This is a genomic window from Carboxylicivirga mesophila (assembly GCF_018271975.1).
Lineage (GTDB): Bacteria > Bacteroidota > Bacteroidia > Bacteroidales > Marinilabiliaceae > Carboxylicivirga > Carboxylicivirga mesophila.
The window spans coordinates 119,782-138,458 of sequence record NZ_JAGUCN010000005.1 but is presented as its reverse complement, the minus strand read 5'-3'; the positions used below and the strand labels follow the sequence as shown (position 1 = coordinate 138,458).

Below are 18,677 nucleotides of genomic sequence, written 5' to 3'. Positions count from 1 at the left end.
AACATCACTAAATTGACTTTTGTGCTATGTAAATACCTGTTGTATAGTGTTTAATAGGTGGTGTATTCAGGAGTTTTATAATGATTGGGGATTGTTGGGGAAAATTCTTTCTTTTCTTATTTAAGGAGATGAATATTTGTATGAGAATCTGCCTGTTCAGATACATTTATTAAGAGCTCTAATAAAACTATAACAAACAGGTATTATCTATTTACTAACCAATTCAGGTTTAATGATGAGAAGAATTGTAATAATTGCAGTGGCAATACTAATATCCTTGTCGGTAGGGGCGCAGGAGCGTTTAATCGAAGGTATTGTTGTTGATAAACAAGATGGTTCTCCTATAACTGGAGTTAATGTATTAATAAAGGGAACACATCAGGGAACAATAACCGATATAGATGGTCGGTTTCAATTAAGTGCTGCTGAGGATGCTCTTATTCAGGTATCATTTATTGGCTATGAGACTCAGGAGTTGAAAGCAGGTGCAATCATGTCAGATAATAAAATTTACCTGCAGGCATCCGTGCATAACCTCGACGATGTTGTAGTAGTAGCCTATGGAACGCAGAAGAAATCTGATCTAACGGGCGCTGTTGCTAATATTAAATCAACTGATATTGCCAAAATACAAAGCCCCCGGGCCGAAAATGCGTTAGAAGGTAAAATATCAGGTGTTATAGTAACGCCTAGTGGTCAACCCGGAGCTGCACCAACAGTTTTTATTCGGGGTTTTGGTTCTGTCAACGAAAATTCGCCCATTTATGTAGTTGATGGGATGATACTTTATGGAATCGATCACCTCAATCCATCCGATATAGAGTCTATATCGGTATTAAAAGATGCTTCGGCAGCAGCTCTTTATGGTGCTCGTGGTGGTAACGGCGTTATAATGGTGACCACCAAAAAGGGGCAGAGCGAAGATGGCAACATCTCAATCAACTATAATCGCGGTGTGCAAAAGGTAACGCATTATCCCGATATGGTATCTCCTGCGCAGTATGCACAGTTGATGAATGAGCTAAATGGTTCAGTTCAATATCCTAATCCACAAAGCCTGACTGGAACCAACTGGTTTGATGAAATCTTCCAAACAGCTCCAGTACAGAGCTTAAACGTGGCATTATCAGGTGGTAATGATACGCGCAACTATAATTTGAGTGTAACCGGATTTGAGCAGGAGGGTGTTGTGAAAGGTGATGAATACCAGCGCTTAACTGTGCTGTTGAATAACAATTACAAAGTAAAAAGCTGGTTGAACCTGGGCACTAACCTGCAGTTTGCATACTTCAATACGAAGGGAGCACCCGGTGGTTTAATTGAAGGAGCCTATACCACCGACCCTTTAATGCCTGTTTACAATGAAGATGGGACTTACGGACAAAGCGACAACGGTAATTTTGCCAATATTGCCGCTAAATACGAGTATGAAGGACAAGGTAAAAACCAAACATACAAGACCATCGGAAATGCATTTGCTGAGGTTAAGTTACCTTTCAATCTGAAATTTAAGTCTTCATTTGGCATTGAGTTGTCACACATCTATGGTAAGTCCTTTACACCAGAGTATTTTGTGAGTGCCTGGCAAAAAAGTGATAATAGTTCAGTTAGTGTGAGCAACAGCCGTTATCTCAACTATTCGTTCGAAAACTTATTTTTCTATAACAAGGAAATTGATAAGCATAAATTTGATGCGATGGCAGGAATGAGTTCCTATATAGGAACAGGTGAGTGGCTTAGCGGAGGTCGTAGAAATTTGAGAGGTGAATCTCAGGATTTCTGGTACCTCGATGCCGGTGTAGTTAATGAACTGACTGACATATGGAACGGCAACAGCGGGAACGAAAACCGTATGCTATCATACCTGTTCCGTTTTAATTATTCGTTTGATAACAAGTACTACCTGACGGCTACTATGCGCCGTGATGGTTCATCTCGCTTTGGTGCTAATAATAAGTTTGGAAACTTTCCTTCAATGGCAGTGGGCTATCGTATCTCCGATGAAAGTTTCTTTGAGCCTTTGAAGAAATGGTTGCCCTATTTGAAGTTTAGAGCCAGCTGGGGTGTAACCGGTAACGATCGCATTGGTGATTATGCCGCCTATCCCGGAGTTAATACCGGTTTGGATGTGGTGTTTGGCACTGGTCAGCAAAAGCAGGAAGGGGGCACCGTAACTGAGCTTACCAATACGGCATTGCGATGGGAGAAACATAAGCAGATCAACTTTGGATATGAGGCTGGTTTTGCCAATAACCGAATGATGATGGAAGTGGACTACTTTAAGCGAACGACGGAGGATATGCTATTGGCCGGTTCCATTCTGTCGCATACAGGTTATACAGGTGTGGGTATGGTAAATGTTGGTTCTGTTGAAAACAGCGGCTATGACCTGAGTATTTCCTACAGAGATAAGGTGGGTGATTTCAATTATAACTGGAGTATTGTTTCTTCGGTTGTTGATAATAAGGTAATTAGGCTATCGAACGATGACGATGTGCTATGGAAAGGTGATTTAGGTAACGGACGCATGGCCACACGTACGATTGTGGGTGAGTCTGTTGGCCATTTCTATGGTTATGTAGTGGATGGTATCTATCAGAATGAGCAGGAAGTAGCAGACGGACCAGTGTTAAATGGTAACTCACAACCTGGCGATATCCGTTATAAAGATATTAATAATGATGGTTTTATTAATGATGAAGATAAGCGAATCATAGGTTCGCCACACCCTGATTTTATCCTGGGTATTAATTTGTCTGCCAGCTTTAAAGGTTTTGATTTTTCAGCATCGTTATCAGGACAGTTCGGACGTGAAATTTACAACCGTAAGAAAGCCGTTCGATTTGCCAATAACAATTTCGAATCGTCGTACTGGAATCGCTGGTATGGTGAAGGCACCAGTAACTCTGAGCCAAGGGTCACCAACTCAGGCGAAAACTATGAAGTGTCTGATCGATTTGTGGAAGATGGTTCTTATATGCGCATCAGTGATGTTTCATTGGGTTATACCTTGCCAAAACACCTGACTCAAAAGGTACACTTAAACAAAGTTAGAGTTTATGCTACGGGCAGTAACTTGTATACTTTCACCAAATACTCAGGTTTTGATCCTATTATAGGTGGTCACCCTACTGAAGCAGGAATAGACAGGGGAGCGTACCCGGTACCTGCCATTTATTCACTTGGTATTAATCTAGAATTTTAAGCGTACAGTCATGAAAAATATAGGTCATATATTAGCGATATTAATTGTTGTAGCGGGAATGAGTGCCTGTAATGAGGAGTGGCTCGAAACAGTTCCGCCGGCTTCTGTTACACCACCAACTTTCTGGGCCAGTGAGTCATCAGCTACCATGGCGGTGAATGCCATGTATAACACTATTAACAGCTGGGATCATATCAGCTTCGGTAGCTTTGGGATTAAAAATATCTATTCTGATGATGCTGATAAAGGAAGTATTCCGGGTGATGGTGTGCCAATGCCCGAGTTTGACGAATTAAATGTTTTACCAAGTAACATTCATGTCAATGCATGGTGGAACAGCAATTTTCAGGGGGTGAACCGGGCTAATCAGGTGCTGGAAAATGTACCGAAGATGAGTGCTTTAGATGAAGATGTGAAAAAGGAGCTATTAGGGCAGGCACATTTCTTTAGAGCCTATTTCTTTTTTAACCTGGTAAGAGCATTTGGAGATGTGCCTAAGGTCGATCGTTTGTTAACACCTGATGAGTTTAATTTGGTGCGTAGCCCCAAGGCTGAAATCTACGCGGATATTATCATCCCAGACTTGACAAAAGCTGTTGAATACCTGCCTGAGAAATCGGAATATCCTTTGGCACAGATGGGCCGCATTACCAAAGGAGCGGCGAGAGGCATGCTGGCAAAAGCCTGTTTGTTTATTCAGGATAACGAAAATGCATTAAAGTATGCTCAGGAAGTGATTGATTCAAAAGAGTACTCTTTATTGGCAGATTATGCTACTAATTTCAGATCATTAGGTGAGAACGGAGCAGAATCCCTATTTGAGGTGCAGTGTTCCAATGTTTTCAATGGTAACGATGGACATACTATCACGCAACTACCTCGCGATGCAGGTTCAGGCCGTAGCTGGGGATGGGGTTTTAACGTACCGTCAGAGTCCTTGTTGAATGCATATGAAGAGGGTGATCCGCGTAAAGCAGCCACAGTTATTACCCGCGGACAAACTTTATACGATGGTGTATTGGTTGGTAACGAAGCAAAAAATCCTTACTACAACTACAAATCATATCAGCCTTATGAAGAAAACGACTGGAATGGTAGTAAAAATGTGGTTATTCTGCGTTATGCCGATGTGTTGTTAATAGCTGCTGAAGCAGCCAATGAGACGGGTGAAACAGGTCTGGCACAAAACTACCTGGAGCAGGTGCGCCTGCGAGCCAGAAATGGAAATGCAGCGATACTGCCCGAGGTGACCTCTTCGGAAAAGCAGACACTGCGGCATGCTATCTGGCATGAGCGACGTGTGGAACTGGCCATGGAGAGCCATCGCACATTTGATTTAATGCGTATGGATGATGTGGAGCCCGGTTATGCAGCTAATGCGTATCAAAATGATGGTAAAACCAATTGGTCCGACTACAAAAAATTAATGCCGGTTCCTGCCATACAAATTGACCTCAGCAAAGGTGTGTTAACACAAAATCCAGGTTATTAACTAAAAATCTAAACCAATGAAAAGAATCTTTATAATTATTATAAGTATGGTTTCTGCGATTACGTACGGTCAGGAACAAGTGTTTTTTACCGAAGGAACAGATAATACCTTCTACGATCAGGGTATTGTGGATGTTGCTAATCTGGGAGATGTGGTGTTTGACCATGTGGCACCACCCTGCTGTCCGGAGTATGATGATAAGTTGCCATGTTCAACAATTGCTAATAATGGAGCTACATCTTTAAGGTTTCACTATATTCCTTCAGCTACAGCGAATGGTCGCTGGAAAGCTACCGTTTTCAGAAATGACTGGGCAGATATTGATGTGACAGCCAATAATTATTTGTCATTCTATTTGTACTCAACAACTGCACTATCCAAAGATTTGTTGCCAAAAATCGGACTAAGGGTTCGTCGTACCGATAATGATGCGGAGGAGGATACAGAGTTTTTTAACATTGCAGCGTATAATGTTGATGTGCCGGCTAATACATGGGTGAGGGTAGGATTGCCACTAAGTGTAATTACCGAGGGTGTGCCGGCAGCTACCTATAATTTTACCAAGGTAAAAGCTGTGGTATTTAGTCAAAATGATAATGATGCTGTTGAGCGCACTCTTTACATTGACGATATCCAAACCACGACAGAAGTTGCAAATGGTATTTTGGATGCCTATGGTTCAGGAGTGCTTGTGATGCCCAATCCGGTGCAGTCTGTGGCCGAGATAGTGATTCCTTCAGAATTGCTTGATACTGATATACTGATAACCGTTAGTAGTGCTACAGGCTCCGAAGTTTACCGTAACCAGATTTCAGGCCAACAAAGGCTGCCAATCGATATGTCATCATTTGCTGATGGCTTGTATTTCATCCGATTAAGTAATGGTACCGAATCGATTGTAAAGAAGGTGATTAAACGATAATGGCTGTACTTAGCAGTGAAACTAAAGCTTCTTAAATCAAACCACCAGCCAGTGCAATGCCGGCTGGTGGCATAAACAAGATTTTATGAAACAAATTATAGTAGTTATAGCAATACTGTTTGTTTTTGCGAATGCCTTTTCGCAGGATATCTTCTTTTTCAGGGAAGGAACGGATAATACTTTTTACGATCAGGGGATTGTGGATGTAAACAGTTTGGGCAACAGCACATTTGAACACACAGCACCACCCTGTTGTCCTGCATACAATGATAAAGTGCCTTGCACAACATCAGCGTACGACGGCAATACAGCACTCAAGTTTAATTATACATCTAACGAAGGAGGTGCCTGGATAGTTAGCATTTATAAAAACGATTGGAGTCTTTCCGATCTGTCAGACTATTCTCACCTCAGTTTTTATATTTATTCGTCAGATGGCCTTCCACAGTCTGCATTACCCGCAATTGGACTTAAGGCTTTGCGTTCGGATAATGGTGCTGAAGATAATTCAATGACCTACTCTTTAGGTGATTATAACGAGACGGTTCCGCCCAGTCAGTGGACTTTAATAAGCATCCCGCTGGAAACCATCTTTAATGATGCGTCAAATAGTCATTTGGATTTTTCTCAAACAAAGGCGGTGGTATTTAAACAGACAGAAACGACCAGTGTATCACGTACTTTGTTTATTGATGACATAGCAGCAAGCATTCAGATGGCTAATGTGGAACCAGTACAAAACTTAAGTGCTGTTGGATATGATAGTCATGTTGAGCTAAATTGGACTAAACCATCAGCCGGTTTGTCATATCGTATTGAGGCATCCTTTGATGGTGGCACCAGTTACGAATACAGAGGAACCACTAGTGAGGCTTTTTATTTAGATTTTGTTCGTAGCAAAGGAACAAATCTGTCCGTTAAGTACCGGGTGTTTTCAACTTCAGGAATAAATGTGTCCGATGCTGTGGGAGCCGAGGCGACAACGCGTGACTTTACGGATGATGAACTGTTGGATATGGTTCAACGCTACACCTGGCGGTATTTCTGGGATTTTGCGCATCCTACCTATAAATTGACTCGCGAACGCAGCAACGATGATAATCCTAACCGCATCACATCGGGAGGAACCGGAATGGGTCTCATGGCTATGATTATCGGGTATGAGCGGAACTATGCCCCTCAGAGTGAAATAAAGCAAGCTATTTTACAAATTCTCAATTTTCTTGATATTTGTCCGGTTTATCATGGTGCATTCTCGCATTGGTATAATGGTGCTACCGGGCAAACAATTCCGTTTTCGCCTAAAGATGATGGAGGTGATATTGTTGAAACCTCATTTGCGGCTGCTGGATTAATCGCGCTGAAAAATTATTTTACAGGTAATGATGCTGAATCGCAGCAAATCAGGTTATTGGCAGATAAGATCTGGCGAAAGATCGATTGGAGCTGGTATCGCCGTGATAACCAAAATGTGCTTTACTGGCATTGGTCGCCAAACTATGGCTGGGACATGAATTTTGCCATCGGAGGTTTTAATGAAACCCTGGTGACATATATTATGGCTGCATCTTCACCTACCTACGGTGTGCCAGCAGAGGTTTATCACCAGGGATTTGCAAGGAGTGGTGCCATTAAGAATCCGCGCCAGTTTTATGGTTACAACCTGAATATTGCACCTGATTACGGTGGCCCTATGTTCTGGATGCACTATACACATCTTGGGCTTGATCCGCACAAAATGAAAGACCAGTACGCCGATTACTGGACAGAGTGTGTTAATGTGGCCAAAATTCAACACACCTACTCGGTGCAAAATCCTTTATCGCATACCAATTACAGTGATAAATGTTGGGGAATTACAGCCAGTGACCAGGCAGATGGTTATTCAGAACGTCGCCCAATGGATAATGATAACGGTACCATAGCCCCAACGGCAGCTTTAGGTAGTTTCCCCTACACGCCTGTTGAGTCAATGAAAGCACTTAAGTATTTTTATAGGGAACGTGGTGCCGAACTATTTGGGCCTATGGGTTTTTATGATGCCTTTAACGATGATCTGAACTGGGTGGCAGGTTCTTATCTGGCCATCGATCAAGGGCCCATTCTTATTATGCTGGAGAATTACCGTACGGGCTTAATATGGAATGCGGTAATGCAGGATGCCGATGTCAAAAATGGCTTAACGAAACTTGGATTTGAGGTTTCGGGTACCCCGGTAGATGATGGAATCATTGAGACTACTGACGTGAAGATTATACAAAACGAGCAGTCAGGAAAAATAACCTTTCGCTTACCTGAAAAGCTGAAAGAGCCTGCAACTGTAAGTATATTTAACATGGATGGTAAGCAGGTATTACAAGTACAGGTAACCAGTGTTGATAAAAGTTCGGTATCAATTAATATAGGCTCTTTGGAGTATGGTGTATACTTATTTGCAATTGTGAGTGGGAATTTGAAGTATACAGGTAAATTTTTTAACAGTAAATAGAAAATGAATAAGTTAGGTCTTTTGGGGGTGTTGTTCCTCCTTGTTTGTGGATGTAGTAAAGCGGTTACAGATAAAGCAGTAGTGCATAATCAATGGAATGATCAACCTGAAATGGATAGGTTTATCGACTCACTGATGACAGAGATGACACTGGAAGAGAAAATCGGACAAACAGTATTATTCGCCAGTTGGTGGGATATTACCGGCCCCGTTTCTGAAAATGATTTTGTTGACGATGCCATTAAAGGCAAGGTGGGAGCTGTGTTTAATGCACTAACTGCTGATTTTATTTACCGGATGCAAAAGGAGGTTGTTGAGAAGTCAAGACTGGGAATCCCCCTACTATTTGGTTATGATGTGATTCATGGCTATCGAACCACCTTTCCTACACCATTTGCCATGTCAGCCTCATGGGATTTAGATCAGATAGAAAAAAGTTGCAGGGTAGCAGCTGTTGAAGCTGCTGCTGATGGTCTTAACTGGACCTTTGCGCCAATGGTCGATATTGCGCGTGATCCACGCTGGGGACGTATTGCTGAGGGAGCAGGAGAGGATGCCTATCTCGGAAGTCTAATTGCGGCAGCACAGGTAAGAGGCTTCCAGGGAACGGACTTATCTGACGAAGCAACAGTACTGGCTTGTGCCAAGCACTTTGCAGCGTATGGTGCCGCACAGGCAGGTAGAGATTACCATACCGTAGATATCTCGGAGCGGGTATTGCGCGATGTGTATCTGCCACCTTTTAAAGCTGCTTGCGATGCGGGTGTGGCAACTTATATGACAGCTTTCAATGAGTTGGATGGAACGCCTTGTTCAGCGCACGAGCACCTGCTCAATGATATTTTAAAAGAACAGTGGGGCTTTGATGGCTTTGTGGTGACCGATTATACCTCCATTAAAGAGATGGTTAACCATGGCAGTGTGGCCAATGAGAAAGAAGCTGGTGAGGCTTCAATGAATGCAGGGGTAGATATGGACATGCAAAGTGGTATTTTCATGAACCATTTGAAACAATCGGTGGAAGAAGGCAAAGTAAAAGAAGCGACTGTTAACGAAGCATGTCGTCGTGTCCTCGAAATGAAGTATCGCCTGGGCTTGTTCGAAGATCCTTATCGTTATTGCCGTCCGGATGAAGACAAGCAGAGTAAAATTAAAAGCCCCGAACACTTTGCTCTGGCTCATGAAATGGCCAGAAAGAGTATTGTGTTGTTGAAGAACGAAGACCACTTAATGCCTTTAAACAAAGAGCAGCTTAACTCTATCGCCTTAATTGGTCCAATGACTGATGAGCAGAAGCAACAATTGGGCGCGTGGCACACAACCGGTCAGCCGGAAACAGTGACCACTATTCTGACTGCTTTTAAGGAGAAGCTGGGGAGTAAAACTAAGATCTATACCGCTAAGGGGTGTGACTGGGAAGGGGATGACCGTTCTGGTTTTGCTGAAGCCCTTGCTGCCGCTAAAAAGGCCGAGGTAGTTGTTATGTGTATGGGCGAACGTGAAAATATGGGAGGTGAAGCAGCCAGCCGTGTGCATATTGATATTCCGCTGATTCAGAAAGAACTTATCAGGGAAGTACATAAAACCGGCAAACCAATCGTACTGTTATTGCACAACGGGCGTCCGCTTACCATTACCTGGGAGAATGAGCATTTACCTGCCATCGTGGAGTGCTGGCATCTGGGTAGTATGGCGGGACCTGCAATTGCCGATGTTGTTTTCGGTGATTACAATCCTTCAGGCAAGCTAACCGCTACCTTTCCGCAGCATTTAGGTCAGGTGCCTGTCCATTACAATATGAAAAACACGGGTCGTCCTTATAATCCTGAGGATCATTTCACTACCCGTTACCAGGATTGCTCAAACGATCCATTGTACTGTTTCGGGTACGGATTAAGCTATTCATCTTTTGAGTATTCGGCTGTTACATTGGATACTAATACCTTAACGCCCGATGGGAAAATAACAGCGTCGGTGAAGGTGAACAATACGAGTAATGTGGACGGAGAAGAAGTTGTTCAGCTCTACATCCGTGACTTGGTGGGCAGTGTTACACGACCAGTTAAAGAACTCAAAGGTTTTCAGAAAGTAATGATTCCTGCTAATACAGCCATTGATGTAAACTTTGAAGTTCGGGTTGAAGATCTGGCTTTCTGGCGTAAGGACATGAGCTATGGTGCTGAAAAAGGAGAGTTTCTTTTGTTTATTGGCACAAACAGTGATGTTGAGCAAGGTATCAAATTTGAATTAAGTTCAGACGCTGATGTTGAGCCATATACTATAAGATAGTTATAATAGTGCTGCATATTAATTTTGAACACAGAGAGTGCTTTATCACTTAGCTAATAATTGTTCAGCACTCTCTGTATTATTCATTGTAGAGATAAATTTTAAGCAAAACAAAGTATTATGAATCCACATAAAAAGGTAAGTTTAAAACTATTCATCACTTTTCTTCTGGCATCAGTCATATGTGTAGGCTGTTCCAAAGATAAAAAGGAGATTGAGTTTCCTGAATTACCACCAGTTGATGATGAGGTTATTGAGAAGTTGCCAACCGACGAACTACTGGAGTTGGTGCAGAAGCAGACTTTCAAATATTTTTGGGAATTTGCAGAAGCCAATAGCGGATGTGCCCGCGAGCGTTCTCAGAACGATGCCTATGAAGGTAATTCACCACGTTTGATTGCGACCGGTGCCACCGGATTTGGCATCTCATGCTTTCCGGCAGCTGTTGCCAGGGGCTGGATTACGCGTGAAGAGGCCATTACCCGTATGAATAAAATATGTGCATTTTTGGAAAACTGCGAAAGTTACCATGGCGCATATGCGCACTGGTATTATGGTGATAATGGTCGAATCAGACCTTTCTCATACCATGATGATGGCATTGATTTGGTTGAAACAGCTTTTCTGATGCAGGGGATGCTCATCAACAGGCAATTTTTTGATGGAGATAATCAGGATGAAGTAAAATTAAGAGCCCGTATTACTGCACTTTGGGAAGCTGTGGAATGGACTGCTTTCGATCCTGGTGATAATACCTTAAACTGGCACTGGTCTCCCAACCATGCTTTTCACATGGGAATGAAAGTAGGAGGTTGGAATGAGGCGTTAATCGTATATGTTTTGGCCGCTGCCTCACCAACCTATGGTATAGATAAAAGTACATATGAAAATGGCTGGTTTGCGCACGGTGGAAAGATGTATAATGGAAAAACATTCTATGGTATACACCTACCATTGTCTATTGACTATGGAGGTCCGATGTTTTGGTCGCATTATTCGTTTATTGGCCTCGACCCGCGTAATCTGAAGGATCAGTACGCCAATTACTGGGAGCAAGTGACGGCACATGCCCTTATCAATTATTCCTATTGTAAAGAAAATCCCAAAGGCTGGAAAGGGTATGGAGGCGATAGCTGGGGATTGACATCGAGTGATAACCATCTTGGGTATGGCGGGCATGAACCAGGAAATGATCTTGGAGTTATAGCACCTACAGCCGCCTTGGCATCTTTCCCCTATACACCGGAGCAATCATTAAAAGCCTTGGAATATTTTTATTATAAGATGAATGCAAAATTATGGGGCGATTATGGTTTCTATGATGCATTTTCAGAGCACCATAGCTGGTACTCTGATGGTTATATTGGCATTGATCAGGGACCCATTGTTGCGATGATTGAAAATTACCGTACTCAACAGCTCTGGAAGTTGTTTATGGCCGATCAGGAGGTGAAAGATGGACTCACTAAACTGGGATTTAGTTTCTGACGACAGTCCTCCTCCATATACTTATTAAATACCCGGCAGGTGTAAAATATGCCGGGGGATGTTATTAAAATCAACAAGCTTAGAAGTAACGAAAGCTCTAATTCATGCCTTCTGCTGATTAGAGCTTTTCGAATTTAAAATTCATATGAGAACATTTTTTGTTATGTGTTTGGGGCTAGCGCTCATACTTGGTGCAGGCTCTTTCATTGGCAGTTGCAGCTATCAAACAACGGTCAAGTCTATCTCCTCACCCAATGGAAATGTAAAGGTTCATTTTGATATTGATTCAGTTGGGCAGCCATTTTACAAAGTACAGTTTAACGGGCAATCAATCATTGAACGGTCTGATTTAGGATTTCAACTGGCCGATGGGGAAAATCTGTCCAGTCATTTTAAAATGGTTGATTGTCAAGTGAATCACTTTGATGAGGTATGGGAAGCTATTTGGGGACCAAATCAATATGTGCGTAATAATTTCAATGAGGCTGTTTATGCACTAAAGAATAAGGCCGGGGTGCTTAAGATCGTTTTCAGAGTGTATGATGATGGCTTGGGGTTTCGGTATGAAGCAGAAAGAGCCGAAGAGCAACCCATAATAATCACTGAAGAAAAGACAGGGTTTAAGTTACCGGCTAACAGCACATGCTGGTGGATACCAGTCGATGATGACAGTTATGAAAAAATATATCAACATACACTCATCTCAAACATTGACTCGGTACAAACCCCTTTAACTTTAATAACACCTGATAGTATTTACTTGTCAATTCATGAAGCAGCACTTGTGAATTTTCCATCCATGACCATCAGTCACTCGGATAGTGGATATCTGCAAAGCAGATTGGTGCCCGATACGATTGGGCATGTTTATAAAGGTGCCGATATACTGATTAGCCCTTGGCGAACCATTCAACTGGGAAAACAGGCAGTTGATTTGATTAACTCTGATTTGATTGTGAATCTCAATGAAGAAGCTCAGGGTGATTTCTCATGGGTTAATCCGATAAAGTACACAGGTATATGGTGGGAGATGCACCTGGGATTAAAAACATGGCATGGAGGTGAGCGTCACGGTGCTACCACTGCCCATGCTAAAGAGATGATTGATTTTGCTGCAGCAAATGAACTCCAGGGCCTTCTCATTGAGGGGTGGAATATCGGTTGGGACGAGTGGAAAAACTTTGATTATTGCAGGCCCTATGCTGATTATAACCTGGAAGAGGTGGTGTCATATGCCCGTCAGAATGGGATTGAGATTGTGATGCATAATGAAACAGCGGGTTATGTAAACGAGTACGAGCAACAAATTCCTGAAGCTTTTGATTATTATCAGAAACTGGGGATTAAATACATCAAAACCGGCTATGTGGGTCCGGTGAAGAGTGGAGAGCCACACCATGGTCAGCGTATGGTTAATCATTATCAATACGTACTGGAAGAGGCGGCAAAAAGGGGAATTTGTATTCTCGGGCATGAGCATATAAAACCAAGCGGATTAAACCGAACCTGGCCCAATCTTTTGGCCGTAGAGTCTGCCAGAGGGCAGGAGTATAACGCTCCCTGGGCTCCGGTAAATAATCCGACTGAGCATGTTACTATTCTTCCATACACCCGTTTACTGGCCGGTTCAATGGACTATACGCCTGGACTCTTCAAACTTACGTATGAGCACCTTGGAATCACCGATAAACGGGCTTATTCTACATTAGCTCAGCAGTTAGCTTTATACGTTGTATGCCAAAGTCCGGCACAAATGGCATGTGACTTGCCTGATAACTATATTGGTCATCCTGCTTTTGAGTTTATTAAAAATGTACCGGTTAATTGGAGTCGCAGCCTGGCTTTAGATGGGGCGATAGGAGAGTACCTTGTGATGGCCCGAAAAGCCAAAAATTCGGATTGCTGGTACCTGGGCGCCATCACCAATGATAAGAAGCGAACAGTTACTATTGATTGCTCGTTCCTGAATGCTGATATTGATTATAAATGCGTAATATACAGAGATGCCAATAAGTCTGATTACCAGACTGAACCGCATGACTTTTTGATAGAAGAAAAGGCAGTAAACGCAAGCACTAAAATGGAAGTGCGTTTAGCCAGAGGAGGAGGTGCTGCCATTGAGTTTATACCCGATTTCACGAAGATGGGGGCACTTATTGAATAAATAATGTTTATAAGCTCTGCCTCAAGCCTAATGTCGGATGATATGTTTGAATTATAAATTTCATATTGGTATACCGATTTTTTATTAATGTTAACTTAAAAGGCCATTAACCATGCTATACATGGCTGATGGCCTTTTAAATTTTTCATCATCTCGTTTGATAGTAATGCCAGTTTATTTGTAACAATTCGTCACAGAATTAGCTTTTAAGGTAACACAATTTTAGTAGCTGATTATTGTTGTAAATAAAAGTATTTCAACTCTTTGTGTAAGAATAAAATTTTCTATATTTAAAGAAGAGTTAACCATCCTAAAATATTCTATAATGATTAAAAACATTGCTGTTGTTGGCCTGGGAAAAGTAGGATCGCTTGTGGCCATTCTATTAAACAAATCCTTTAATGTGCATGGATTCGATTCACAACCCATAGCTAATTCATTTTCATTCCAAAGCTCAATGATCGATATTACGGAGCGTGAAGCTGCCTTTCAGAAACTTAAAGAGTTTGATGCGGTGGTATCGTGTTTACCGTACAAGTATAACATTATTATTGCACAGATTGCCCATCAGGCTGGTATTCATTATTTTGACTTAACAGAGGATATCAAGACATCGGATGAAATTATGAAACTTTCAGCAACTTCTAAGGGAATTATGGCACCGCAGTGTGGATTAGCACCAGGCTACATCGGCATAGTTGGATATGATCTGGTGAAGCGTTTTGATAAACTAAGAGATGTGGAGCTAAGAGTAGGCGCCTTGCCAAGATATCCGAACGGTTTATTGGGCTATTCATTTAACTGGTCACCAGCTGGTGTTATTAACGAATACATTGAGGATGCGGAAGTTATTACCAATGGAAAAAGAAAGTACGTTTCATCATTAATGGGTTTAGAAACCATAAATATTGAAGGACGCGAATATGAAGCCTTTTATACAAGTGGGGGGCTGGGTACTTTATGCAAGACGCTTGACGGTAAGGTAGATACATTGAATTACAAAACTATCCGCTATCCGGGGCATGCACGATTGATGCGCTTTCTGATTACTGAACTCATTCTGAAAGATAAAAAGGAGGTGCTGGAGGATATTTTGACTATTGCTAAACCACCTGTTAAGGAAGATGTAGTGTATGTTTATGCCGCTGTGGAAGGCTGGCAGGGTGATAAGCTATTTCGAGAAGAATTTTTCCATACTTATTTACCTCAGGAGATTGATGGACAGGAATACAGGGCGATTTCCTGGACAACAGCATCCAGTGTTTGCAGTGTTGTTGAGCTGGTTCATCGGGGAGTAACGCCTTCCAAAGGCTATTTAAAGCAAGAAGATATTAACCTTGATGACTTTCTATCTACTTCATACGGAAAGTATTATAAAAATCAGATGTAGTAATGGATACACTTAATAAAATACTCGACGGACTAATGACCAGGTACCAGCAACGCGTATCGGATGTTAGTACAATAATGCATGCGTTGATAGATAAAGGTATTATTAGCCAATTGTCGGATATAGAGAATGATCATATTGCCTTTCGAACCATTGGAGTGCCGCAATTAGGCATTCAGTCGCTGGAAAAGATATTCTTACACCATGGATACGTGGCCAGGGAAGATTTCTATTTTGAGTATAAGAAGATAAACGCACGCTGGTATGCACCTCCGGAGAATAGTCTTCCAAGAATATTTATCAGTGAGTTACGCGTTAATGATTTTCCTGACTCAATTCAAAAAGTCATCACCTCTTTTACCGATGAGGTAAAAACAGACCCTGTCGAATATTTAGATTTGAATAATGCTAGGCAGGTTGATGAATTTTTGCACTCTCCACTATGGCGAACTCCCTCCTGGGAAGAATTTCAGATGCTGGCTGAAGTAAGTGAATATGCCTCGTGGGCCATTTACAATAAATATTACCTGAATCATTTTACCATTAGTGTTCACAACCTGCCACATCCCTATAATAGCTTGGAGGTGTTTAATGAATTCCTGATGTCAATAGGTATCACCTTAAATAATGCTGGCGGATTGATAAAAACCAGTAAGGATGGCTTACTGAAACAGAGTTCATCGGTTTCAAAAATGATGGATGCCACTTTTGCAAATGATGATATGCATCAGATAGCGGGTAGTTACGTGGAGTTTGCCGAACGAAAAGTGTTGCCTGAATTTGCGCATATGCCAGAACATGAAATTGAAAGAACGCACAGAAGAGATGGCTTCGAAACAGCCAATGCAGATAAAATATTTGAAAGCACTTATTCAAGCCAGACAGGTAAGCCAAAAAGCTAACTTCTATTGAGTGATAATAAAATGTATGAAGCATATGTTACAAGAAATACTAAATCATTTTGAAATAAATCCAGTGAATGAAGGCACATGGACTGGACAAATATTTGTCGGTTCAAATGCATCATTGTTAGAGGTTACTTCACCAGTTAACGGGCAGCCAATAGCCAAAATAAAATGTACCGATCGAAACGCTTACGATCAAATTGTTGAAGATGCCAATACGGCTTTTCTTGATTGGCGTAATGTTCCTGCACCCAAAAGAGGAGAGATCGTTAGGCAATTTGGTGACCGGCTAAGAGAAGAAAAGGAGTTTTTAGGTAAACTGGTGGCTTTTGAAATGGGAAAAAGTCTGCAGGAAAGCTATGGTGAAGTGCAGGAGATGATAGATATATGTGATTTTGCAGTCGGTCTGTCGCGACAGTTGTATGGGCTGACTATGCATAGCGAACGTCCAATGCACAGGATGTATGAGCAATGGCATCCATTGGGAATAGTTGGCATTATATCCGCTTTTAATTTTCCAGTGGCTGTGTGGAGCTGGAATAGCACTATTGCCTGGATATGTGGTAATGTGTGCATCTGGAAAGCATCAGAAAAAACACCGTTGACGGCTTTAGTATGCCAGAAATTAATAGCTGATGTATTGAAAGCAAATAATTTACCAGGGGCTATCAGTAGCCTGGTGACAGGTACCAGAGAGGTAGGTGAATGGATGAGCGCAGATAAGCATATTCCGTTGATATCGGCTACAGGCTCTGTACGAATGGGGCAAGCGGTAGCTCAGGAGGTGGCTAAACGATTTGGTAAATCCTTGCTGGAGCTGGGAGGTAATAATGCCATGATTATCACTGAGAATGCCGATTTAAATATTGCCATTCCTGCCACCTACTTTGGAGCTATCGGCACTTCAGGACAGCGTTGTACGTCTACCCGCCGGCTCATTGTTCACGAATCTGTTATTGAACAGGTCATCGAACGCTTGCTTCATGCCTATCAGCAAGTTAAAATTGGTAATCCCTTAGATGCAGACACACACATGGGGCCTCTGGTAGACGAAGCAGCTGTTAAAAGCTATGTTTCAGGTATAGAGGAGTGCAAACAGCAAGGTGGTAAGTTTTTATTAGAAGGAGGTGCCTTGCAAATTGATGGATTGGAAAACGGATACTATGTCAAACCATCTATAGCACTGGTTGATGCCAATCTGCCCGTTTTGCAAAAAGAATTGTTTGCCCCTTTACTATATATCATATCTTACAAGGATTTAAAAGAGGCTATTGCTATACAGAATAATGTGCCGCAAGGCCTGTCTTCTACCATCATGACCATGCATATGCAGGAGGCTGAATACTTTCTTTCACAAAATGGGAGCGACTGTGGTATAGCGAATGTCAATATTGGCACCTCGGGTGCTGAGATTGGCGGTGCTTTTGGTGGCGAGAAGGAAACAGGAGGTGGACGAGAGAGCGGAAGTGACGCCTGGAAAAACTATATGCGCCGGCAAACAGTCACGATTAACTATTCCAACGAGTTACCGCTTTCGCAAGGTATCAAATTTGAGATGTAGTTTTTTTACCGAATGGATGTTAATAAGGGGTTGTGAGTCTATGATTTACTTAAAATACCCCTTAAAATGTCTGTCCAGATGCTTGCGCATGGCGTTACGGAACTTATTAGCATTACCATCCTTTAATATCTTTACTAGATCCTGGTGTGAAACCCATTTGGAGTCATGATTAGGACTTTCAATCATGCCGGAATCATATACATACCGGAATGCGGGTAATAATATTGTCTGAAAATCAATTAATGTGTGATTGCCCGAAATCTGATACAATTTTCCATGGAATTTGATTTCATGGTCTACATCAAAAAGGACTTCTTTGGGCGAATCTGGCTCTGTTGCAACAATCTGCTCTAATTCTGCAATATCCTCTGGCGTAGCACGATTATAAATTAAATCGCTCATTCCAATCTCAATCACCAGCCTTAGTTCAAAAATATCTTTTAACGTGGCTTGATCCAGAATATTAGGGATCAAGCTTTTCTTTAAGAGGAAAAGTAGATCCGGACTTTTAATGGTTGAGCCTTTCCGTTTTGTAGATTCGATAAGACCAATTGTTTTAAGCCGATTGAGCGCTTCACGTATAACGGTTCTCGAAACACCTAACATTTCTGTCAATTCCAGTTCTTTTGGAATTTGATCACCCGGGTTCAATTTCTCAGAGATTAATAAATCAATTAACGTTTGTTCCACCTTGTCAACAAGGCTGCTTGAATCAACTGCGGTGATGTTAAGGCTATTATTTTTTGTCTTATCTGTCATAGGATGCATGATTA

The 18,677-nt window shown here is 41.9% G+C and carries 11 protein-coding genes; 10 read left to right on the top strand and 1 reads right to left on the bottom strand.

What is annotated here, in order from left to right; all coding sequences use genetic code 11:
- Positions 1-232: 232 nt before the first annotated feature.
- The 10 genes from KEM09_RS06260 (at position 233) to amaB (ending at position 17,904) form a co-directional block, all read left to right on the top strand.
- Complete coding sequence (locus KEM09_RS06260) at positions 233-3,205, top strand: SusC/RagA family TonB-linked outer membrane protein (RefSeq protein WP_212226842.1); 2,973 nt, start codon at positions 233-235, stop codon at positions 3,203-3,205.
- A 10-nt stretch (positions 3,206-3,215) separates the two neighbouring features.
- A complete protein-coding gene (locus KEM09_RS06255; RefSeq protein ID WP_212226839.1) occupies positions 3,216-4,697 on the top strand; it encodes a RagB/SusD family nutrient uptake outer membrane protein in 1,482 nt (493 codons plus the stop codon).
- A 16-nt stretch (positions 4,698-4,713) separates the two neighbouring features.
- A complete protein-coding gene (locus KEM09_RS06250; protein WP_212226830.1) occupies positions 4,714-5,619 on the top strand; it encodes a T9SS type A sorting domain-containing protein in 906 nt (301 codons plus the stop codon).
- 85 nt (positions 5,620-5,704) lie between these two features.
- On the top strand, positions 5,705-8,107 hold the full coding sequence (locus KEM09_RS06245) for a glucoamylase family protein (RefSeq protein WP_212226829.1): 2,403 nt from the start codon (positions 5,705-5,707) through the stop codon (positions 8,105-8,107).
- A gap of 3 nt (positions 8,108-8,110) precedes the next feature.
- The gene (locus KEM09_RS06240; RefSeq protein ID WP_212226816.1) at positions 8,111-10,396 is read left to right on the top strand and encodes a glycoside hydrolase family 3 N-terminal domain-containing protein; all 2,286 of its coding nucleotides are present in this window, start codon (positions 8,111-8,113) and stop codon (positions 10,394-10,396) included.
- A 120-nt stretch (positions 10,397-10,516) separates the two neighbouring features.
- Positions 10,517-11,884: a glucoamylase family protein gene (locus KEM09_RS06235; protein ID WP_212226814.1), complete on the top strand. Its 1,368-nt coding sequence runs from the start codon at positions 10,517-10,519 to the stop codon at positions 11,882-11,884.
- A 145-nt stretch (positions 11,885-12,029) separates the two neighbouring features.
- On the top strand, positions 12,030-14,048 hold the full coding sequence (locus tag KEM09_RS06230; protein WP_212226813.1) for a glycoside hydrolase family 97 protein: 2,019 nt from the start codon (positions 12,030-12,032) through the stop codon (positions 14,046-14,048).
- Positions 14,049-14,373: 325 nt separating this feature from the next.
- Positions 14,374-15,438, top strand: a complete 1,065-nt coding sequence (locus KEM09_RS06225) for a saccharopine dehydrogenase family protein (RefSeq protein WP_212226812.1) — start codon at positions 14,374-14,376, stop codon at positions 15,436-15,438.
- Between the two features lie 2 nt (positions 15,439-15,440).
- Complete coding sequence (locus KEM09_RS06220) at positions 15,441-16,340, top strand: DUF1338 domain-containing protein (protein WP_212226811.1); 900 nt, start codon at positions 15,441-15,443, stop codon at positions 16,338-16,340.
- A gap of 34 nt (positions 16,341-16,374) precedes the next feature.
- Positions 16,375-17,904 carry an L-piperidine-6-carboxylate dehydrogenase gene (amaB, locus tag KEM09_RS06215; RefSeq protein WP_244824875.1) on the top strand — a complete coding sequence of 510 codons (1,530 nt, stop codon included), beginning with the start codon at positions 16,375-16,377 and terminating at the stop codon, positions 17,902-17,904.
- Between the two features lie 45 nt (positions 17,905-17,949).
- On the opposite strand, the gene KEM09_RS06210 is transcribed toward amaB, so the two are convergent.
- On the bottom strand, positions 17,950-18,663 hold the full coding sequence (locus KEM09_RS06210) for a FadR/GntR family transcriptional regulator (protein ID WP_212226809.1): 714 nt from the start codon (positions 18,661-18,663) through the stop codon (positions 17,950-17,952).
- Positions 18,664-18,677: the final 14 nt, after the last annotated feature.